Annotated in this window: 16 protein-coding genes; 4 read left to right on the top strand and 12 right to left on the bottom strand. The window is 67.4% G+C overall.

Annotated elements, in window-relative coordinates:
• Positions 1 to 4 precede the first annotated feature (4 nt).
• The 9 genes from ASE58_RS00390 to ASE58_RS00350 form a co-directional block, all read right to left on the bottom strand.
• Entirely contained in the window at positions 5 to 2,008 is a 2,004-nt protein-coding gene (locus ASE58_RS00390) for a hybrid sensor histidine kinase/response regulator (protein ID WP_055816967.1), read from the bottom strand.
• Positions 2,009 to 2,024: 16 nt separating this feature from the next.
• On the bottom strand, positions 2,025 to 3,683 hold the full coding sequence (locus ASE58_RS00385; RefSeq protein ID WP_055816965.1) for a methyl-accepting chemotaxis protein: 1,659 nt from the start codon (positions 3,681 to 3,683) through the stop codon (positions 2,025 to 2,027).
• Between the two features lie 3 nt (positions 3,684 to 3,686).
• A complete protein-coding gene (locus ASE58_RS00380) occupies positions 3,687 to 4,199 on the bottom strand; it encodes a chemotaxis protein CheW (protein WP_055816963.1) in 513 nt (170 codons plus the stop codon).
• A complete protein-coding gene (locus tag ASE58_RS00375) occupies positions 4,196 to 5,458 on the bottom strand; it encodes a CheR family methyltransferase (protein WP_200909267.1) in 1,263 nt (420 codons plus the stop codon). Before ASE58_RS00375 ends, ASE58_RS00380 begins: the two co-directional genes overlap by 4 nt.
• Positions 5,455 to 5,928, bottom strand: a complete 474-nt coding sequence (locus ASE58_RS00370; RefSeq protein ID WP_055816959.1) for a chemotaxis protein CheW — start codon at positions 5,926 to 5,928, stop codon at positions 5,455 to 5,457. The genes ASE58_RS00375 and ASE58_RS00370 overlap by 4 nt, the downstream gene beginning before the upstream one ends.
• The gene (gene mobA, locus ASE58_RS00365; protein ID WP_055816957.1) at positions 5,928 to 6,470 is read right to left on the bottom strand and encodes a molybdenum cofactor guanylyltransferase; all 543 of its coding nucleotides are present in this window, start codon (positions 6,468 to 6,470) and stop codon (positions 5,928 to 5,930) included. Before mobA ends, ASE58_RS00370 begins: the two co-directional genes overlap by 1 nt.
• Positions 6,467 to 7,246 (bottom strand): formate dehydrogenase accessory sulfurtransferase FdhD, encoded by a 780-nt coding sequence (fdhD, locus tag ASE58_RS00360; protein ID WP_055816955.1) that lies wholly within the window; start codon positions 7,244 to 7,246, stop codon positions 6,467 to 6,469. The genes mobA and fdhD overlap by 4 nt, the downstream gene beginning before the upstream one ends.
• Entirely contained in the window at positions 7,246 to 9,522 is a 2,277-nt protein-coding gene (locus ASE58_RS00355) for an FdhF/YdeP family oxidoreductase (RefSeq protein ID WP_055816952.1), read from the bottom strand. Before ASE58_RS00355 ends, fdhD begins: the two co-directional genes overlap by 1 nt.
• 63 nt (positions 9,523 to 9,585) lie before the next feature.
• Positions 9,586 to 10,770, bottom strand: a complete 1,185-nt coding sequence (locus ASE58_RS00350) for an acetyl-CoA C-acyltransferase (protein ID WP_055816951.1) — start codon at positions 10,768 to 10,770, stop codon at positions 9,586 to 9,588.
• A gap of 87 nt (positions 10,771 to 10,857) precedes the next feature.
• On the opposite strand from ASE58_RS00350, the gene ASE58_RS00345 reads away from it, so the two are divergent.
• The gene (locus tag ASE58_RS00345) at positions 10,858 to 11,604 is read left to right on the top strand and encodes a prepilin peptidase (protein WP_055816948.1); all 747 of its coding nucleotides are present in this window, start codon (positions 10,858 to 10,860) and stop codon (positions 11,602 to 11,604) included.
• Here ASE58_RS00345 and ASE58_RS00340 read toward each other — a convergent pair.
• A complete protein-coding gene (locus ASE58_RS00340) occupies positions 11,601 to 12,188 on the bottom strand; it encodes a DUF1989 domain-containing protein (RefSeq protein ID WP_156347544.1) in 588 nt (195 codons plus the stop codon). The two genes, ASE58_RS00345 and ASE58_RS00340, sit on opposite strands and share 4 nt — an antisense overlap.
• Entirely contained in the window at positions 12,185 to 12,871 is a 687-nt protein-coding gene (gntA, locus tag ASE58_RS00335; RefSeq protein WP_200909266.1) for a guanitoxin biosynthesis heme-dependent pre-guanitoxin N-hydroxylase GntA, read from the bottom strand. The genes ASE58_RS00340 and gntA overlap by 4 nt, the downstream gene beginning before the upstream one ends.
• A 101-nt stretch (positions 12,872 to 12,972) precedes the next feature.
• Here gntA and ASE58_RS00330 point away from each other — a divergent pair, with 101 nt between their 5' ends.
• Positions 12,973 to 13,434 (top strand): MarR family winged helix-turn-helix transcriptional regulator, encoded by a 462-nt coding sequence (locus tag ASE58_RS00330; RefSeq protein WP_235513438.1) that lies wholly within the window; start codon positions 12,973 to 12,975, stop codon positions 13,432 to 13,434.
• Here the strand turns inward: ASE58_RS00330 and ASE58_RS00325 are convergent.
• Positions 13,428 to 14,432 carry a YihY/virulence factor BrkB family protein gene (locus tag ASE58_RS00325; RefSeq protein ID WP_235513437.1) on the bottom strand — a complete coding sequence of 335 codons (1,005 nt, stop codon included), beginning with the start codon at positions 14,430 to 14,432 and terminating at the stop codon, positions 13,428 to 13,430. The genes ASE58_RS00330 and ASE58_RS00325 overlap by 7 nt on opposite strands.
• A 195-nt stretch (positions 14,433 to 14,627) precedes the next feature.
• On the opposite strand from ASE58_RS00325, the gene ASE58_RS00320 reads away from it, so the two are divergent.
• Positions 14,628 to 16,739: an autotransporter assembly complex protein TamA gene (locus tag ASE58_RS00320; protein WP_082467604.1), complete on the top strand. Its 2,112-nt coding sequence runs from the start codon at positions 14,628 to 14,630 to the stop codon at positions 16,737 to 16,739.
• A complete protein-coding gene (locus ASE58_RS00315; protein ID WP_055816944.1) occupies positions 16,739 to 20,965 on the top strand; it encodes a translocation/assembly module TamB domain-containing protein in 4,227 nt (1,408 codons plus the stop codon). Before ASE58_RS00320 ends, ASE58_RS00315 begins: the two co-directional genes overlap by 1 nt.
• The last annotated feature ends 8 nt before the right edge of the window (positions 20,966 to 20,973 follow it).

Raw genomic sequence — 20,973 nt, 5'->3', positions numbered from 1 at the left:
GGCGTCAGATCAGCTGCTGGACGACGCCGATCAACATGCCCTGATCGAAATCCTGCTTGGTGACATATGCATCGGCGCCCAGGCTCAGGCCACGTTCGATGTCGTCAGGGCTGTTGCGCGATGTCATCATGATGACCGGTAAAGTTTTGAGCGCCGGATCGTTCCGTATCGCCGCCAGCAACGCGAAACCATCCATGCGCGGCATTTCGACATCGGCGACCACGAGATCGATCGCGTCGATGCCGGAGCGCAGCCGCTCCAGCCCGGCAAGACCGTCGACCTCGATCAGCACGCGGTAGCCCTGCGCCTCGAGGATGCTGCGCTCCAGCGTGCGGGTGGTGATCGAATCGTCGACGACCAGGATCGTCCGCTGCGGCGTCTCCGCCTTCTGGACGGTTAGGGGGTGGGCGGCTCGGCCGGTGGCGCGATCGCGCACCAGCTGCGCCGGATCGAGCACCAGCACGACCTCTCCGTTCAGCAATACCGTGCCGAGCACGAGCGGCAGGTCGGCGGCGATGGTGGCGGCATCGCCGACCAGCAGCGCGCGAACGTCGCTCAGCGCATCGACGATCATCACGCGCCGGATGCCGTCACTTTCCAGCACGACCGCGCGCAGTGTTGCATCGGCGTCTGCCTGCGCGACGCCCAGCACGTCGCCCAGGCGGGACACGGGCAGCGGCTGGCCGTCGACCGCCAGCATCACTTCCCCGCCACTCGGCGACAAATCAGCCGGCGTGATCTGCAGCACCGACCGCACCGCATCGGACGGCAGCGCGCATCGCACGTCGCCGACCTCGACCAGCAACAGCGTGCGGCGGGTCAGCGTGACGGGAACGGCGATGGTCAGCACGGTGCCGCCGCCCGATCCGGGCATGATGCTGGCCGATCCGTGCAGCCGCCGCGCGACCTCCGCGACCACCGACAGGCCAATGCCGCGTCCGGCAACCTCGTCCAGCCGATCGGCGGTGGACAGGCCCTGTTCGAACAGCAGGGCGTGGAGCGCCGCACCGCGCGGGGACGGTGCATCAGCGGGGATCAGTCCGGCGGCGCGGGCGCGGGCCACGATCGCATTGTCGTTCAGGCCCGCACCATCGTCGCGCACCGCGATGGTCAGCCGTCCGCGATCGATGCGGGTATCGATCGAGATCGTGCCCGCATCCTCTTTCCCCGCACGACGGCGATGCTCGGGCGTCTCGATCCCGTGGCGTACCGCATTGCGCAGGACGTGCAGCAGCGGATCGCGCAGGGCATTCAAGATACGGCGATCGGCCTCGCCATTGGCATCGTTCGTCCGCAGCCGGGCAACCTTGCCCTCGGCCGTCGCCAGTTCGCGGACGGCACGTTCATAGCCGTCGAACAGGGTGGCGACCGGTTGCAGGAGCAGGCGTTCGCCATCGCGCTCCAGCTCGGCGCTCGACCGATCGAGCGCGTCGCGCAACCGGCCGTGGAGACGGCGGATGCGGTCGAGTTCGGTGGTGGCCTGCCGAAGCCGGCGGGCGGCCTCGCCATCACCCGTCGTCAACAGCAGCGGCGAGAGCGCGGCCAGATCGTCGGCCAGCGCGCCTAGCCGGTCGGCGACCATGCCCTGTTCGGCGATCTGCGTCGCCATGACGTGCAGCGACCGCCCCAGATTTTCGACGCTTTGACCGGAGATCGCGACCCGCCGTTCGGGCTCCGCCTCGTTTGCGGTGTCGGGCATATCCGTCGCCGCACCGTCCTCGATCGCGTCGGCGAGGCGGCGCAGTTCGGTAATTGCCGCGGTGTCCATCGCCCGGTCGCCGCGTTCGATGGCAAGGATCAGCGCTTCGGCTTCATGCGCGGCGGCTTCGCTGGCAGGCAGTTCGACGGCGCGCGCCGCTCCCTTCAGGCTGTGTGCCCGGCGGCTGAATTCGCGCAGGTCGACCGGGCGGCCGGCATCCGCATCGGCCAGCGCCGCGCGGATGCCGGCCATATGCTCGGCCAGTTCCGATGCGAAAGCCGCCAGCAGTTCAGCCTGAAGCTCGTCCACCTCCGCGTCCGATCCGTTACAGGCGGTAGCGATCGGTCAGACCGACCAGCGTGCGCGACAACTCGCCCAGGTCGCTTGCCGCCTGGTCCAGCTGGCGGGTCGATGCGGCGGTCTGTTGCGATGCCTCGCGGATGTTCTGCAGCGCGATGGTCACCTGTTCGATGCCGATCTGCTGCTGGTTGGTAGAGGCAACGATCTGCTGGAACGTCTGCACATTTTCCTGCACGCGGGTTGCCAGTTCCTCGATCGCGGCATGGCCGGCATCGGTGCGCTCCTTGCCCGACGTGACGCGCTTCACCGCTTCCTCGGTCAGCATCACCGACGAATTGATCCCGCGCTGGATATCGCCCAGGATCGACCGGACGTTGCGGGTCGCGCCCTTCGCCTGATCGGCCAGCTGCTTCATTTCCGATGCCACGATCGCGAAGCTGCGCCCCTGTTCGCCCGCCGCCGCCGCCTCGATCGAGGCGTTGAGCGCGAGGAGGTGCGAGCGTTCGGACACGTCGTTGACCGTCGCGATGATGTCGCCGATCGCCTGCGTCTTTTCCGAAAGCGCGACGATGTTGGCGGCAACCGCCTCCGCCTGTTCGCGGATCGCGTCCATCGCGCGGGCGGTGTCGGCGACGGCGGTCAGGCCCGCGTCGCTGACCTGCGCCGTCGCCTGTGCCTGGGCGATCACCTCCTGTGCGCGGCGGGTGATCTGCGCGCCGCTATGCGTGATCTCGTCGACGGTCGCGGCGGTTTCCTGCACCGCGGCCAGCTGTTCCTCGACCGATGCCGCCTGTTCCTGCGTCGAGGCGCGGATTTCGGTCGTCGCGGCGTTCAGGTCGTTGGTTGCCGCCCGGTTCTGCGTCGCGATGGTGCGCAGACCGCCCACCATGTCGTTGAGCGTGCGCCCCAGCCGGCCCAGTTCGTCCGAACCGGTCGCATCGGTGGTCGTCGACAGGTCGCCGCCGCCGATCCGGCCGACGAAGGACATGAAAGAATCGAGCGGCCGGACGATCGAACGCCGGGTCGTCACCGCGACGGCAATCGCGATGGCGATGGCGACGATCAACCCGATGATGATCGAAATCCGGCTCATGCCGTACACATCGCGCGTCGCGTCGCGCCCGCGTTCGATCGCGACGTTCAGCGTATCGCGCGCCTGGCCGATGCGCGCGACGGTGACCGCATGGTCGCGAACGATATCCGGTTCGATCGCCAGCACGCCCGCCCGGTCGCCGGCGCCGACCGCCGCCAGCTGGGTTTCGACATCGGTACGCGTCTGCGCCAGCGCGCGTTCACCCTCGGCCAGCTGCCGCACCATCCGCGCCCATAGTTCTGCGCGTTTGCCGGTGACCGAATTGTCGCGATAGGTTTCCGCCGCGCGTTGTTGCTCGATGATGCCGCGTTGCGCTTCGTCGATGGCGTTGCGCCATCCGGTCGTCGCTTCGCGGACGCGGGTCGTGTCGCCGGTCAGGAACGCCTGTACCAGGCTGGCCCGCTGTTCGACCTTGCGCGACAGGGCGTGGTCGATCCGGTTCAGCGCCTCCATCGAGGCAAGGTCGCGTTCGACGATCAGGTCGACGGTCTGGCGGACCTCGCCGATCTGGACCAGGGCATAGACGCCGAGCGCGAGGAGGATCGCGGTCAGGGCCGCGAAACCGGCGGCGATCCGGGTAGAGACGGACAAACCTTATCCTTCCTGAAGACGGGCGGGGAGTAGTCGTTCGATCAGCACGATGGGGTCGATGCGTGTCAACCGTTCGTCGCCATCGATGACGAGCGTCGAAAGCGTGGGGGTAGCGTCGTGCCGGGGCATCGTCACCACCCCCGCCACCGCATCGACCGACAGCGCGATGCGGGGTGCATCGTGCCGCAGGACGATCATCGTCGCGGCTCCCGCCGCGTCACGGTCGAGCAGAGTGGCGAGCGCGAACAGGTTCACCACCGTGCCCCGCCACGCGACCAGCCCGCTCAACGGCGCGGACGCGCCGGGCAGGCGCGTGACCTTCGGCAACGGAGCGACCGCGCGTACGCAGTCGATCGGCAGGCCGTGCGCGACCCCGCCCAGTTCGAACACCAGCAGCGTTTCGGTCGGCCGGTCGTCGGCCTGCCGCGCCTGCGCGTGCCTGTGCTGACGCGCGGCGAGGATCGCGGCGATCGCATCGGCATCGAGGCCGTCGGCGGACAGGATGGGTGCGTTCATTGCCCGGTTCCGATCGCATGGCGGATGGCGGCGGTCATCGCGCCGGCGGTCATCCCGTCGCCTTCGGCCAGTTCGGTATCGGGGGCAAGGGCGCTGGCGACACGCAGCGCATTGGTCAGGCTGCGGCGACCATCGGGCGTGCGTCCCTGCGCCAGCAGGTAATGGCCGAACTGATAATGCGCCATTGCAAAGGAGCGGTCGAGATACAGCGCGTCGCGAAACGCCCGTTCGGCGCGGTCCTTGTCGCCCGATGCCAGTGCGTCGAGCGCGGTAAAATAATGCGCGACCGCGTCGGGAGCGCGGATGACCGTTGGTTCGGGGGCCGGAACGGGTGGAGCCATCATTACCCGGATTGGGACGGGGCGGGGCGCGCGTGCTGCCGGGGGCGGCGGCACAGGCGGCGCGGGTGGGGGCACGGGCCTCTGCCGCGTGCCCGGGGCACGATAGGTCAGGATGCCGGCGCTCAGGTCGCTGTCGGCCACCGCGTCGAAGCCGGGATTGGGTTCGGCATGGCCGAGCAGCAGGATGCCGTCGGTCGCCAGTCGCGCGACCAGCGCGCCGACGATCGCGGTCGAGTCGTCCTGCGAAAAATAGATCAGCACATTGCGGCACAGGATCAGGTCGTAATCGCTGAACCCCAGCGGCGCGGCGGCGTCGATCATCGCCAGCAGGTTGTGGCGTTCGAACCGGGCAAGCCCACGATACCGGTCCTTCAACCGATAGCGCTCGCCCGTCCGGTCGAACAGCCGCGTGCGCTCGCCTTCGCCCATCGTACGCAGTGCCCAGGACGAATATTCGGCCTGGCGCGCCGCCTCCAGCGCCGCTTCGTCGATATCGGTGCCGGTCAGCGCGATGCGCCAGTCGGCGATCGCGTCGCCCAGCAGGTCGGTGAGCAGGATCGCGACCGAATGCGCCTCCGCTCCAGTCGAGCAGCCGACGCTCCAGATCCGCAGCCGGCGGTCCTCCCGGTGGCGGTCGATCATCGCGGGCAGGATATGGGTCTTCAGCGCCTCGAACTGTTCGGCGAAGCGGAAGAAGAACGTTTCGTTGATCGTGACCGCGCTTTCGAGCAGCGGCCATTCGGGATCGGCCGGATCGCGCAGTCGCGCGCGATAGTCGCCGATCGTCTTATCGCCGGTCGCGACCATCCGCTGCGCGACGCGATCGGCAAGCTGGGCGTCCTTGTCCGCATAATAATGGTGGCCGGTTCGCGCGATCACCAGCGCCTTCACCTCGGCAAAAGCGTCGTCGCCGATCATGCCGCGCTCCATTGGTCGCGGCGTTCGGCGGCGGCGGCGGTCAGCACCGCCAGCGCCGCGCGTTCGCCGTCCAGCAGCAGCCGGTCGGGCGCGACGACATGGGCGATGCCGCTGGTCGCCAGCGGCAGTTCGCCGACGATCGCGGCGTTCAGGCTGTGGCCGGGGGCAAGGGGCCCGACCACACCGGACGCGACATCCTCTGCCCGGTCGACCAGCAGGCAGATATCGTCACGCAGGCGGACGAGATGCGCCGACAGATCGATTGCTGCCGGCGCGTGCTGCGGATCGAGCAACACGCGCGGGGCCAGCACCGGTACCGGCCGCCCCTGCAACGTCACGAAGCCGAGCAACGGGCGCGGGAGGCCCGGCGGCGCGTCGATCGGCAGCAGCGGCAGCACCTCGCGCACTGCCGCCATGGGCAGCGCGAGGCGGGTATCGCCGATGCGCAGGATCAGGAACGATGCGGTCATCACCGGTCGGCTATATCGTGCTTCGCCAGCAGCGCCAGATCGGCCGGGGTGTTGACGTTCGCAATTTCGGACGGGCCGCTGATGCCCCGTGCGCCGATCTGGTCGGCAAAGGCGCGAACCGATCGCGATCCCCCTGCTGCCAGCAATGCGTCGAGCGTGGTCGCCGCCGTCGCGGGCCACCACCCCACCACCGGCAGGTCGGATAGATACACCGCCGGCCCGGCGGCCGCTAGGTACCGGCGCAGATCGGCGGGCAGCAGAGGGGCATCGCACGGCACGGTCAGCACCTGCGCAAAGCCGTGCGTTGCCGCATGATGCAGCGCGGCCCCGATCCCACCCAGCGGCCCCAGGTCGGGGGCGGGGCGGTCGGCGATGCTGACGATGCCGGGGTGCGTCCGGCCGACCACGACCAGCGCATCGACCTGGGGGGCAAGCGCATCAACCACCCGGTCGATCAACGCCCGCCCACCGAGCGTCGCCAGCGCCTTGTCGCTCCCGAACCGGGTCGAGCGTCCGCCGGCAAGGATCGCCCCGAGGATCACGACGCCAGCACCGTGTCGCTCCGCACTAATGTCCGTAGCGACAGGCCGGCGGCGGCGGCACGGTCGACCGCCAGCGTGGTCGCCGCCGACAGCGTCGCGAGCAACGGACAGCCGGCCAGCACCGCCTTTTCGACCAGTTCGAAAGAGCAGCGCGACGAGAGCAGGGCAAAACCGCCGTCCCAGTCGCGGCCGCTGCGCCGCATCGCGCCGATCAGCTTGTCGAAGGCGTTGTGCCGCCCGACATCCTCGCGCACCAGCCGGATCGTGCCGTCCGGAGCACACAGCGCGGCGGCATGGGTGGCGCCGGTTGCACGGGCCAGAGGCTGGTGATCGCGCAGCGCTGCCGCTGCCGTAAGAACCGCCGCCGGTGAAGCCGCGCTCGTCGCTGACAGGGGGGGCAGCGGCCGCAGCGCCTGTTCGAGATTTTCGATCCCGCACAGCCCGCACGACGATTCCGACACCCGGTGCCGCACGCGATCGGCCACGCGGTCGTGGCGTGCGGGCGTGAGGGTCACGCGCAACAAGGTGCCCGCCGCAATCCCATGCGCCGTCACGTCGATCACTTCCCGCGCATTGTCGACTAGCCGTTCGGCGAGCACGAAGCCGTACGCCAGATCGGCCAAGTCGGCGGGCGTCGCCATCAGCACGGCATAGCCCAATCCATTGACCTCGACCGCGATCGGCGCCTCGACCGCGACCGCGCGTTCCTGTCGTTCGGCATCCCCCGATGCGGCCACCCGGTCGAAGCGCCGGGTGGCATGCCCCCCCTGGTCCATCAGGCGACGATACGCACCGGCACCGCCTTTGCAGCCGGCGTCTGCGACCCGAAATCATGCCAGCCAAGCGGGATCAGCGGGTTGAGTTCGGGATAATAGCCGGCGATGCAGCCATCGGGCAGGTCGAACGGCACGACCTTCAGGCCCGAAACGCGGCGGTCGATGCCGTCGTCGCCGTCGCCGACGATGGTCACGACCTGCCCCTTGTGCAGACCGGCCTTCTCGATCTCCTTCGGGTTCATCAGCACGACGTCGCGCGTGCCGGTGATGCCGCGAAAGCGGTCGTCATAGCCATAGATGGTCGTGTTGAACTGATCGTTCGACCGCAGCGTCACCAGCCGCAACCGGCCCGGCGCGTCGGGAATGTTTGTGCCCGACAGCGAACGCGGCACGGTGAATTCCGCCTTGCCGCTCTCCGTCTTCCACACCCGCTCGCGTGCGGAATTGCCGCGATAAAAGCCGCCGGGCGTGAACATCCGTTCCTCGAAATCGTGGAACTGGTCGGGATAGGTATCCTCGATCAGCTTGCGGACCTTGGCATAGTCGCCGGTCCATCCGTCCCAGTCGACCTTCGGATTGGGGTCGAGCGTCGCCTTCGCGATGCCGGCGACGATCGCGACCTCGGACTTCAGATGCTCGCTCGCCGGTTCGTGCGTCGCGATCGATCCGTGGATGTGGCTGAACGTATCTTCGATCGTGACGATCTGTTCGCCGCCTGCCTGCTGGTCGACCTCGGTCCGCACGAGGCAGGGGAGGAGATAGGCGACCTTGCCGTTGATGAGGTGGCTGCGGTTCAGCTTCGTCGCGATCTGCACCGTCAGGCGCATCTGCGGCCACGCCGCTTCGATCCGTTCCAGATCGGGGATCGCGCGCAGGAAATTGCCGCCAAGCGACAGGAAGGCATCGATCTCGCCCTTCAGGATGCCTTCGCAGGCGGCGACGGTGTTGTGGCCATGGTCCATCGGCGGTTCGAAATCGAACAGCTCGCGCAGGCGGTCCATCGGCACCAGTTCGGGCTTTTCCGAAATGCCGACGGTGCGCTGGCCCTGCACGTTGCTGTGCCCGCGTACCGGCGACATGCCGGTGCCGACGCGCCCGATATTGCCCTTCATCAGCAGCAGGTTGACATAGGTCGCGACGTTATCGAAGCCGTTCACCTGCTGCGTCAGGCCCATGCCGTAGATGCCGATCGTGCGATCCGCCTCGACATAGACCTGTCCCGCCGCTTCGATATCGGCGCGGGGCAGGCCGCTTTCGCGTTCGATATCGGCCCAGTCGGTCGCGCGGACCATCGCTTCGAATTCGGCCCAGCCATGGGTGTGCTGTTCGATGAAGTCGATATCGAGCACATGGACCTGATGCTCGGCCCAGCTCTTGTCCTCGGCGGCGAGCACATGCTTGGCGAGGCCGATCATCACCGCGACGTCGCCGCCGGGCTTTACCTGATGATATTGGCAGCTGATCTTCGTCTCGCTGCGCGTCGCCATTTCGAACGGGTTCTGCGGATCGGTGAAGGCGATCAGGCCCGGTTCCTTGACCGGGTTGAACGTTACGATCTTGCACCCGCGCTTCACCGCGTCGCGCAAGGGGTGGAGGAAGCGCGGGCTGTTCGACCCGGTATTCTGGCCGAAGAAGAACATCGCATCGCAATGTTCGAAATCGTCGAGGATCGAGGTGCCGACCGGCGCGCCGATCGTCTTCTTGAGCGCGACCGAGGTCGTCTCATGGCACATGTTCGAGCTGTCGGGCAGGTTGTTGTGGCCGTAGAGGCGGGCGAACAGCGCGTAGAGATACGAGGTTTCGAGACTGGCCCGGCCCGAGGCGTAGAAGATCGCCTTCTTCGGGTCGATCGCGCGCAGTTCGGTGCCGATCGCGGCGAACGCCTCGTCCCAGCCGCATTCGACATAATGGTCGGTGGCATGGTCGTAACGCATCGGGTGCGTCAGCCGCCCGACATGCTCGAGGTCGAAATCCTTCCACGTCTTCAATTCGCTGACCGAATGCTCGGCAAAAAAATTGGGCGTGCAGCGATTGGGCGTCAGGTCCCAAAGGGTCGCCTTGGCGCCGTTTTCGCAAAATTCGAACGGGTGCGGCTCGGCCGGCTTGCCCCATGCGCAGGACGTGCACATGAAGCCCTTGGTCTTGTTCTGCCGGGCGAGTTGCGCCAGCGCGGCGGGGCGGTTACGCTCCTTGGCGAGGACCTTCGACATCCCCTTGACCGAGCCCCAACCGCCTGCCGGGCCGTCATATCCCACCACATCGTCCCGATCCGCCACGGCAATTCCTTTTCTACGCCTGTGGCGTAGCCTACGCCGGGCGGGGCGATAAGGTTCCGGTCCTCAGTCGACCATTTCGAGCGCCAGCGCGGTCGCCTCGCCTCCGCCGATGCACAACGACGCAAGTCCGCGCCGCTGCCCGCGCGTCTCCAGTGCCGACAACAGCGTGGCCAGCACGCGCGCGCCGCTCGCCCCGATCGGATGGCCAAGCGCGCAGGCACCGCCGTGCACGTTCACCCGGTCGTGGGGCAGGCCCAGGTCGTGCATCGCCGCCATGGTGACGCAGGCGAACGCCTCATTCACCTCGAACAGATCGATCGCGTCCGCGCTCCAGCCGGCCCGCTCCATCGCGCGGCGCATTGCGAAGACCGGTGCGGTGGCGAAGCGGGCGGGGGCATGGGCGTATCCGGCATGGGCGACGATCCGCGCGATCGGGGTCAGCCCCAGCCGCTCGGCGACCGAGGCGCGCGCCAGCACCAGCGCGGCCGCGCCGTCGGAAATCGAGGAAGCGTTGGCGGCGGTGATCGTGCCGTCCTTGGCAAAGGCGGGCTTCAGCGTCGGAATCTTTGTAACGTCGCCACGCCCGGGCTGTTCGTCGAGGCGGACGGTGGTCGTGCCCTTTCGCCCGGCGATCTCCATGGCCACGATCTCGCGATCGAACGCGCCCGATGCCTGTGCCGCCTGCGCGCGGGTGAGCGATTCGATCGCAAAGGCGTCCTGCGCCTCGCGGGTGAAGCCATAGGCGGCGGCGGTTTCCTCGGCAAAGCTGCCCATCAGCCGGCCGGGTTCATAGGCATCCTCCAGCCCGTCGAGATACATATGGTCGAGCAGCCGGTCATGGCCGATCCGCGCGCCGCTGCGGTGACGCTGCGACAGGTAGGGGGCGTTGGTCATGCTCTCCATGCCGCCCGCGACGATGATATCGGCCGAGCCGGCGGCGATGCTGTCGGCGGCCATCATCACCGCCTGCATTCCCGATCCGCACATCTTGTTGACGGTCGTTGCCTCGACATGCTGCGGCAATCCCGCACCCAACGCCGCCTGCCGCGCCGGGGCCTGTCCCAGCCCGGCGGGCAGGACGCAGCCCATGTAGATGCGCTCGACCGCTTCGCCCGACAGGCCGGCCCGCGCGACCGCCGCGCCGACCGCCGTCGCGCCCAGCTGCGTTGCGGTGGCACCCGACAGCGCCCCCTGGAAACTGCCCATCGGCGTGCGGGCATAGGACAGGATGACGACGGGATCGGACATGGAACGCTCTCCGGGAATTATCATTGTTTCGTTTGTTATCATCTAGGGCGATGGCCGCGCCGCCGCAATCGCGCTAGGCCGCGGACCATGATGCTTGCGCTGCCTTCCGCTTTCTGGCCGATCCTGTTGGGAACGCTGGGCGCGGTGTTTGGCAGCTTCATCGCGACGATCGTTATCCGCTGGCCGGCGGGACGATCGGCGCTGGTGGGGCGGTCGATGTGCGACGGGTGCGGGCGGACGCTGACCGCGATGGAGCTGATACCGATCGTCAGCTTCGTGCTGTTGCAGGGACGGTGCCGGATGTGCGGTGGGAGGATCGCGCCGGGCCATGCCGTTACCGAGTTGCTGGGCGCCGGTATCGGGGTCGTCGCCGGACTGGTAGCACCGGGGTGGGAGGGCGTGGCCGGCGCGGCGTGCGGCTGGCTGTTGCTGGCGCTGGGAGCGGTTGACCATGTAGCCTTTTGGTTGCCCGATGCGCTGACGGGAACGCTGGCGGTGGTGGCGTTGGCCGGCGGCTTGGCGGGGCTGGGTGCCGACCTGAAAGCGCGGCTGATCGGCGGCGTGGCGGGGTTCGGTGTGCTGTGGCTGGCGGCTGAAGGGTATCGCCGGGTGCGCGGGCGGATCGGGCTGGGCGGTGGCGATCCGAAGCTGTTCGGGGCGATCGGCCTGTGGCTCGGTTGGCGCGCGTTGCCACAGGTGCTGTTGATCGCGTCCCTGGCAGGTCTGGCGGTCGTGCTGGCCCTCGCGTTGCTCGGTCGCCGGACGACGGCAACCGACCGGTTGCCATTGGGCACGCTGCTCGCCGGGGCCGCGTTTCTCAGCTGGGCGGTTTAGGCAGGTTCGATCCGATATTCGATCGGCTTGAAACTGCCGCCATTCGATGCGGGCGCGGAACAGGCGGTGAGGCCGATCACCAGATCCATCACCGCGCGGAACGTGATCGAGTCGCCTGCCTTGCTAAGCGGCGGCAGGACACTGAGGCGTCCTGTCGCGCCATCGATCGGCACGTTCATGAAGCAGTTGAACGCCACCGGGATGCGATCGGGCTGCACGCCATACGGCTCCAGCGCGGCAGCGAGATTGCCGAAACAGCCGCGATGCGGCGGCAGGTCGGGATAGAAATGGTGGAACGTGTCGTAGGAACACGGCGTCAGCAGGAAGTCGTGGGTGCCGACGGTATCGTCGACGATGTCCAGCATCACCCGGCTGCGGTTCGAATAGAGCGCGTGGCCGGTGGTCAGCCGGATCGTCTCGGCATAATCCAGCGTCCGACCGGAGGAGATCACCTCGTCCAGATCATCGGCGTTGAACGCCAGCAGGTCGGCGACCTGGCACCCGCGCGGATCGATTACGACCAGCGTATCGCCCTTGGCCAGCCGGAACGCGGTGCCGGATCGTTCGGGAATGGAGACGTTCACTTCGGCGCACCCGTATAGTGGAACGGGCAGGCCCAGCGGTCGTCGACCACCCGGCCGCTATATTGCCGAGCCTCGCTGGTGGTGCCATGGCGGGCAAGCATCGGGTTGCGGCTGCCGGCCAGCGCCTCGTCCCGGACCAGGATCTTCTCACGCATCGTCTCGTATTTACCCTCGGCGCGCAGCCGTTCGAACTGGTCGTGCAGGTTGAAGACGAGCGTCGGTCGTTCGAACCGACGCGCGGGACGGCTGGCGCGGGGATGGAGGCCGACGATGAAGAAAGCCTCGCCACCGAAGCTCAGCGAGAAATGGGGGTTGTCGGGATCGGCGCTGACCCGCGCGTCATAATCCTGCCCGCGCCACACATCCTTGTCCGACAGCGACTGCACCCGCTGCCACAGCGCATGTTCGAATTGCGGTTCGCTCAGGTCGTCCGGCCCCTCGAAGATCACCGCGAAGCTACGGTACATCGCCCGGTCGCGGCGATAATCCTCCGCCAGCCGCATCAGTGCGTCGTGGATGCGGACATCGTCCCACGCGCTGTCGATCCGGGAGCAGGCGAGAACGTCGAGCGTGCCCCGCGCCATGGCCGATTTCGCTCCGACACAGGGGAAGGCGCGATCGTCGATATGGTCGAACAGCAGTGCTTCGAGGCTGTCCTGCGCCTCGTGCTTCCAATTGAACATCGCGGAGATCCCGGCTCGTGAATGGACCATCATTACGTTTCGCGTGCGATACCGGTTCCGCCGGTTGACGGGCGGCGGGGACAGCGGCAACAATTGCCGTCGTGAACAAACGACTGCTTCTGGACGACTTCCTTCCGTATCGCCTGTCGATTGCATCGAACCGGGTGTCGGACGCCATCGCCTCCACCTATCGCTCGCTGTTCGGCCTCCGTATCCCCGAATGGCGGCTGGTCACCGTCATTGCGGAACATGACGGCATCACGCAGCAGGCGCTGTGCGTCGCCACCCGGATGGACAAGGTTACGGTCAGCCGCGGCGCGATCGCGCTGGTCGATCGCGGGCTGGTCGAGCGCAGTGCGAATGCCGGTGATCAGCGGTCGCACCTGCTGCGGCTCACGAAATCCGGCCGGGCGCTGTACGATGAGGTCGCGCCCAAGGCGTTGCTGATCGAACAGGAACTGTTCGCATCGTTCAGCGCGCAGGAAATTGACGTCCTGCGCGACATGCTGGCCCGCGTCCAGGCAGCGGCCGATGCGATGGAGCAGCGAACCGCTGGTCAGTAACGGTCGCGCCGCGGCTTCATCTGACGCGTGCTCGGCAGACTGTCGGCAAGGCGCGCGCCGCGCTTTCCCATCGGCAGCGGGTGGCCCACCGTCGAGTCCACCGCCGTCTGTCGCTCGGCCTCCGCATTGATCTCCGCGCCGATCAGGATCGCGAAGCTCGACACGAACAGCCACATCAGTAGCACGACGACCGCGCCCAGCGCGCCATAGGTTGCGTTGTAATTGGCGAAATTGGCCGCGTAGAGCCCGAACAGCACGGTTGCGAGCAGCCAGAGCAGGGTGGCGGCGACCGATCCGACCGACAGCCAGCGCCATTTGGCCCGCGCCCGATCCGGCCCGTAGCGATAGGCAAAGGCAATTGCGGCGCTGGCGATCAGCGCGGCGACCAGCCACGTCGCCCCCTGCACGACGATCGCGCCGACGGTGCCGAGGAATGCGGTTTCGCTGCGAATCCACGCCAAGACGCCTGCCGACAGGATGCCAACGACGCCGGCAAAGATCGCCGCGATCGTCAGCATCGCGGACAACAGCGTCGTGATGACGATGCTGCGCTCGTCTTCTTCCTCATAAATCACGTTCAGTGCCTGGATGATCGCGCTGGCAGCGCGCATCGCGCCATAGATCGACAGCAGCAATGCGATGAACAGGCCCAGGCCCGCCTGGGTCGATGCGGTGGTGACGACAGCGATCAACTGGTCGGAGATCAGCCGGGCGGCGTCGGCCGGCACCAGTTCGAAGATCGTCTCCATATGCCGCGCGACCGTGGCGGGATCAGCGATCAGTCCATAGGTCATGACGATCGCACCCAGGAGCGGCACGAACGAGAGAAAGGCGTAGAAGGCAACCCCGGCGGCCATCAGCGACAGGTTGTGATAGCCGACCATCGTGTAGACGCGGAAGAAAATCGCACGCCACGCAGGCCACGGATGCTGCCATGGATGTTCAGACGCGCTGCCCGGGATGGTGGCCGGGTCGATCGGCGGTACGGTATCGGTCAACGCTGCTCCCCTTGCTGCCGTCGACCAACGCAGCGGCGGCAGGATCGGATGCAGTGAAATTTCGATATGAACCAATTCGTTCGCATGGCGTTTTCGGTTCACGGGGGTTGTGTGTCGCAACGTCCGCCAAGGGGACGGGGACAAGTTTTGGGGGAATTTCGCGCCTCGACGGTGGTTGCGCTGCTTGCCAGTACGATGATGATCCCGGTCGCGAGGGCACAGGATCGCGTTACACCGCCGACGACCGCCACCACCGCGCAACCGCCGATCGAGCCGATCGTTCCCGATCGCGAGTTCGAGGCGGCGCTGCCCAGCCTTTCCAGCGACATTAACGCGCCGCTTGAGCCCTTGTCGGGATTTGATGCCAAGCCGTCGCCGGCGCCGCAGGTCCAGCCGTTGCCGGCACCGGCCGCGCCCGCGACCGAAGCGCAGCTCCCCGCCGAAACCCTGCCCGATGCGGTACAGCCCGAAGCGCCCGAGCTTGCCCAGCCGCTGACGCCGCTGTCGTCGTTCAACGTGACCCCGGTCGAAGTCGCCGGGGTGGACGACAAGCGCGCGGTGGAAATCCGTTACGATACCGTCATCAAGGGCCTCGACGCGATCGATGGCGAGACGCAGTTCCGCGCGCTGTCGGCGCTGCGCGAAGGCGATGGCAAGGCCGCGAACGCCGCGATGGTGCAGGCCCGTGCGAAGGAGGACGAGCAACTCGCCGTTCGGATCATGCGCGCCAAGGGCTATTATGACGGCACCGCGACCTCCGCGATCGAAACACCGCCGGGGCAGAAGGTGCGCGCGGTCGTCACGGCCCTTCCGGGCAAGCAGTTCACCTTGGGCTGGATCCGCATCGATACCCAGCCGACCGTACCGCCGAACCTGGTCCAGCGCGAGCTGCCGCTGAAGGTCAGCGATCCGATCGATGCCGAACGTATCCAGGCGGCAGAGGCCAATGTCAGCCTGAAGCTGCCGCAGCAGGGCTATCCGTTCGTCCAGGTCGGCCAGCGCGATATTCTGCTCGATGATACGACCGTCACCGGGGCCTATACCCTGCCTGTAACGACCGGGCCGCGCTCGTCGTTCGGCACCTATTCCACGACGGGCAAGCTCGCCTTCGATGCCGAGCATGTCGGCGTGCTCGCCCGGTTCAAGCAGGGCGAGCTGTACGACAATCGCAAGGTCGACGACCTGCGCGCGGCGCTGGTGTCGACCGGGCTGTTCTCGGGCGTGTCGGTCGAGCCGCAGCGCACCGGGCAGGTCGCGCCGGACGGCACCGAATATGTCAATCTGCTGGTCAAGCAGGACGCCGGGCCGGCACGGACGCTGGCCGGCGAAGCGGGCTATGGCACGGGGCAGGGTATCCGCCTCGAAGGATCGTGGACGCATCGCAATCTCTTCCCGCCGGAAGGTGCGCTGATCGTGCGCGGCGTGGCGGGAACGCAGGAACAGGGGGCGGGCGTCACGTTCCGCCGGTCGAACGCCGGGCGGCGCGATCGGACCTTCCAGATTCTCGCCAATGCCAGCCGCAGCAATTATAACGCGTTCGAGGCGTTTACCGGGACGCTCGGCATCCGCTGGTCGTACGATTCCACGCCGATCTGGCAGAAGCGCTTTACCTATGCCTATGGCGCCGAACTGATCGGCACCAACGAAGACACCTATGACTTCGACGTCGGCGCGCGTCGTCGCAAGACCTATGGCATCGCCGCGCTGCCGCTGTTCGCCGGGTTCGACACGTCCGACAATCTGCTGAACCCGACCAAGGGCTTCCGCCTGAAACTGAACGCCAGCCCCGAAGCATCGGTGCAGGGGGCCACGCGCCCCTATGGCCGGTTCATGGTCGAAGGAACCGCATATTACCCGATCGGCGAGAGCATCGTCATCGCCGGTCGCGCCCGCGCCGGATCAATCCAGGGGATCGCGCGCGACGACCTTGCCCCGTCGCGGCGTTACTATGCCGGTGGCGGCGGGTCGGTGCGCGGCTTCGGCTTTCAGGAGCTTGGCCCCCGCACGCCGGAGGTGGACGAGGATGGCAACAACCTCAACCGGCCGATCGGCGGCCGCAGCCTGAACGAATTCGCGCTGGAGGCGCGCTATCGCTTCGGCAATTTCGGGATCGTGCCGTTCATCGACGCCGGGCAGGTCTATGAATCGAGCCTGCCCAAAGGCTCCGACCTCCGCTTTGGCGCGGGGATCGGCGGCCGTTTCTACACCAATTTCGGCCCGATGCGGGTCGATGTCGCGACGCCGATCGCCCGGCGCCCCGGAGAATCCAAGATCGCGCTCTATATCTCGATCGGGCAGGCATTCTGATGACCGACATCGACATGCCCGCCACCGAAACCGTCGTCGTGCGTGACCGCCCGCTATGGGTCAAAATCCTGAAATGGATCGGCATCGCGATCGTCGCGCTCCTGCTCCTGCTCGTGGCGCTGGTGTTCGGTCTGAACACTGGGCCGGGGCGCGGGTTCGTCGTCGGCAAGCTCGACGGCTACACCACCGCCTCGGGGCTGAAGGTAAATATCGGACGGATCGATGGATCGCTCTACGGCGCGATGACGGTTCGCGACCTGCGGCTGAGCGATACGAAGGGTGTCTTCGCCTATTCGCCGGCGATCGCGGTTGACTGGCGGCCCTTCGCCTTTGCGAACGGGCATGTCGATATCCGCAGCCTGACCAGCCCGTTGGTCCGCTACGCCCGCAATCCGGTGCTGAAGGACACGCCGCCGAGCGATCTCAACGCGCCGCTGCTGCCCGACTATGACATCGATGTGAACCGCCTGGTCGTCGACCGGATCGAGGTCGGGCCGGCGGTGACCGGGCAGCGCCATCTCGCGAAGCTCGACGGTGAGGTGCATATCGCCGACCGCCGCGCACAGGTGACCGCCAATGCCGCAACCATCGCCGCGCCGGGCGTGGCCGGCGGCGACCGGGTTGCACTGAAGCTCGATGCCGTTCCCGACGATAACCGGTTCGACGTCGATGCGCGGATCACCGGGCCGGCCAATGGCATGATTGCCGGCATGGCCGGGCTGAAGGCGCCGATCGTCGCCACGGTCGACGGGCAGGGGGACTGGGCCAATTGGCGCGGACGGCTGGCCGGAACGCTCGGCGGACAGCCGCTTGCCGACCTAGCGCTGACCGGTCGCGATGGTCGTTTCACGGTGCGCGGATCGACGCGGCCGGGGCTGATCCTGCTGGGACCGGTCGAGCGGCTGACCGCTCCGCGCATGGTCGTGGCGATCGACGCCGCGCTGGCAAACCGCAAGGCCGATACGCGCATCCAGCTGCGTTCCAGCGCGCTGGCAGTGAACGCCGCCGGTCTGCTCGATCTGGGCAACAGCCGGTTCGGCAATTTCCGCACCGAAGCGATGCTGCTGACGCCCGGGGCGATCGCGCCGAACCTGAACGGCCGATCGGTGCGCGCCGCCGTCGTGCTGGACGGTGCGTTCGCCACGCCGACCGTGGATTACAAGGTACAGGCCGCCGCACTGGGCTTCGGCGAAACCGTCGTCGAACAGCTATATGCCGAGGGCAAGGCGACGGTCGATTCCAACCGCATCCTGATCCCGATCGCGGCGAAAGCGCGCCGGATTTCCGGGTTGAACGCGGCCGTCGGCGGGCTGGTCACCAATGTCGCGCTGAACGGCGACCTGGCCATTTCGGGCGATCAGGTGCTGTCCGACAATCTGCGTATCCGATCCGACCGGATTGATGCGACCGCGATCGTAGCCGCGAACCTGACCACCGGGCGTTATACCGGTGCGATCAAGGGGCGGATCAACGATTACGAGGTTGCCAGCATCGGCATCCTGAACCTGACGACCGATGCCAGCCTCTACGCCGCGCCGAATGGCGGCTTCGGGATCAAGGGGCGGGTCGTGGCGCAGACGACGCGGCTGTTCAACGAAGGCATCCGCAACTTCCTGGGCGGCAATGTCACCACCACGCGGGCGGATGTCGGGGTGGGGCCGGACGGGATCGTCAGCTTCGCCAACGTGCGGATGAACGCGCCACAGTTCCGCATCACCAACGGTTCGGGACGGTATGATCCGGCCGGGCCGCTGCTGTTCAATGCCGATGCATATTCGACGCAATATGGTCCGCTTACCGCACGGGTGACCGGTACCGTTGCCGCGCCGCAGGTGCTGCTGCGGGCCGCGCGACCGGGTGTCGGTGTCGGGCTGACCGGATTGGAGGCGCGGGTGCGCGGGCAGGGTGATCGCTATGCGATCCAGGCGACGGGCAACACCGATTACGGCCCGTTCCGCGCCGACGTGCTGCTGTCGACCGCGCCGCGCCTGGCGGCCGACATCCGTTCGGCGACCTTTGCCGGCATGAACATCGACGGCCGGATCGAAGCGACCGACGCCGGCCCGTTCGCGGGCCGGGTGAACTTCGCCGGATCGGGCGTCGCGGGCATCGCCCGACTGTCGGCGCAGGGCAAGTTCCAGCGCGCCGACGTCAATGCGCAGGCATCGAACGCGGTGATCCCCGGCAATATGGGCCTGCGGATCGGTCGCGCGATCGTGACCGGCAGCGCGGTGCTGTACGACCAGCCGGAAATCGTCGCCGACGCGCAGGTCGCGAACCTGTCGATGGGTGATTTCGTCGTCCAGCGCAGCCGCGCCAAGATCAACTATCGCGGCGGCAACGGCACCGCGCAGCTGTTTACCGAAGGATCGTCGGGCGTCCCGTTCCGGGTCGCGGCCAATGCGCGGCTGCGGCCGAACGACTACCTGGTCGCGTTGCAGGGTGTCGCCAATTCGATCCCGTTCAAGACGGTCAACCCGGCGCGGATCACCTCGGCTCCGGGCGGCTATCGCCTGTATCCGACCCGTATCGATTTCGCGCAGGGTTCGATCCGTGCGGCGGGTGTCTATGGCAATGGCATGTCGATCCAGACCCGGCTCGACCGGCTGGACCTGAGCATCGTCAACGCCTTCGTCCCCGACACCGGGCTTGGCGGCACCGCGACGGGCAGCCTCGATTTCGCGCAGGCAGCGGATCAGAGCTTCCCGCGCGCAGATGCCCGGCTGACCATCCGCAATTTCCAGCGGACCAGCCTCGCCTCGATCTCCGAACCGGTCGATATCGTCTTTGCCGGCGATCTTCGTCCCGAAGGCGGCAGCGGCCGTGCGCTGATCCGGCGCGGCACGACGACGGTGGGGCGGATGGTCGCGAACCTCCGGCCGCTGCCGCCGGGCAGCGGATCGTGGGTCACGCGGATGCTGGCGGCACCACTGTCGGGCGGCATCCGGTATAATGGGCCGGCGGGCGTGCTGTTCTCCTTCGCGGGGCTGGCCGACCAGCAATTGTCGGGGCCGATCGGCCTTGCCGCCGATTTCGGCGGACGGGTGCAGGCACCGCAGCTGACCGGCATCGTCCGGGCGAACAACCTGACCTATGAGAATGAGACGCTGGGCACCCGGCTGACCAATCTCGGCATCGACGGGCGGTTCACCAACGATCGGTTCGAACTGACCCAGATGCGCGCGCGTGCCGGCGAAGGGACGGTCGCTGCACAGGGCACGGTCGGGCTGGCGGCGAACAGCGGCTTCCCGATCGATATCAAGGCACAGCTGCGCAATGCCCAGCTCGCGCGCAGCGATGCGTTGGGCGCGTCGGCGACCGGCGACATCCGTATCCAGAACGGGCGCGACGGTGGGCTGATCTCGGGCGATATCATCATCCCCGAGGCCCGCTACCAGATCATCCGCCAGGGTGCGGCCGAAGTGCCGGAGCTGACCGGGGTCCGGCGCAAGAGCGATGCGAACCGGCCGAACGCCGTGCAGCAGCGGCAGGCGGCGGCATCCGCCGGCCTGTTCCGCCTCGCGCTGCGGGTGCGAGCCGACAACCGGCTGTTCGTGTCGGGCATGGGGCTGGAATCGGAATGGCAGGCGAACCTGCGCGTCGCCGGCACGTCCGCCGCGCCGACGATCAACGGGCAGTTGCAGCTCGTGCGCGGGACCTATTCGTTCGCCGGCAAGCGGTTCGAGGTCGAACGCGGCATGATCCGGTTCGAGGGCGAGGATTATATGAACCCCGTCATCGATATCGTCGCATCGACCACTGCCGAGGGGATCACTGCCACGATCAACGTGTCGGGCACCGCGCAGGCGCCGCAGATCGCGTTCAACTCCACGCCGTCGCTGGCGCAGGACGAGGTGCTGTCACGGCTGTTGTTCGGCAGTTCGGTGACGAACCTGTCGGCGACCGAGGCGATCCAGCTGGCGGCGGCGTTGAACTCGCTGCGCGGCTCGGGTGGTGGCGGGCTGAACCCGCTGGGCAAGCTGCGTTCGGCAACCGGGTTCGACCGGCTGCGGGTGATGGGCGGCGATGAGGCGAGCGGGCGCGGCACGTCGCTGGCGGCGGGCAAGTACCTGACCGACGATATCTATGTCGAGATCATCACCGACGCGCGCGGCTTCACCGCCACGCAGATCCAGATCGCGCTGACCAAGACGCTGAGGCTGTTGTCGCAGACCGGATCGTTCGGCGGGTCGAACGCATCGCTGCGCTACAGCCGCGATTATTGATGGGCGGC

Origin of the sequence: Sphingomonas sp. Leaf9 (assembly GCF_001421355.1) — a bacterium.
Taxonomy (GTDB): Bacteria; Pseudomonadota; Alphaproteobacteria; order Sphingomonadales; family Sphingomonadaceae; genus Sphingomonas.
This window is presented reverse-complemented; position numbering and strand designations above follow the sequence as displayed.

Bases quoted from the DNA above. Each gene is read 5' to 3' on its own strand.
- ASE58_RS00380 (WP_055816963.1), bottom strand. From the start codon at position 4,199: ATGAACGCACCCATCCTGTCCGCCGACGGCCTCGATGCCGATGCGATC.
- ASE58_RS00375 (WP_200909267.1), bottom strand. From the start codon at position 5,458: ATGATCGGCGACGACGCTTTTGCCGAGGTGAAGGCGCTGGTGATCGCG.
- ASE58_RS00370 (WP_055816959.1), bottom strand. From the start codon at position 5,928: ATGACCGCATCGTTCCTGATCCTGCGCATCGGCGATACCCGCCTCGCG.
- fdhD (WP_055816955.1), bottom strand. From the start codon at position 7,246: ATGGACCAGGGGGGGCATGCCACCCGGCGCTTCGACCGGGTGGCCGCA.
- ASE58_RS00350 (WP_055816951.1), bottom strand. From the start codon at position 10,770: ATGTCCGATCCCGTCGTCATCCTGTCCTATGCCCGCACGCCGATGGGC.
- ASE58_RS00345 (WP_055816948.1), top strand. From the start codon at position 10,858: ATGATGCTTGCGCTGCCTTCCGCTTTCTGGCCGATCCTGTTGGGAACG.
- gntA (WP_200909266.1), bottom strand. From the start codon at position 12,871: ATGTTCAATTGGAAGCACGAGGCGCAGGACAGCCTCGAAGCACTGCTG.
- ASE58_RS00320 (WP_082467604.1), top strand. From the start codon at position 14,628: ATGATGATCCCGGTCGCGAGGGCACAGGATCGCGTTACACCGCCGACG.
- ASE58_RS00315 (WP_055816944.1), top strand. From the start codon at position 16,739: ATGACCGACATCGACATGCCCGCCACCGAAACCGTCGTCGTGCGTGAC.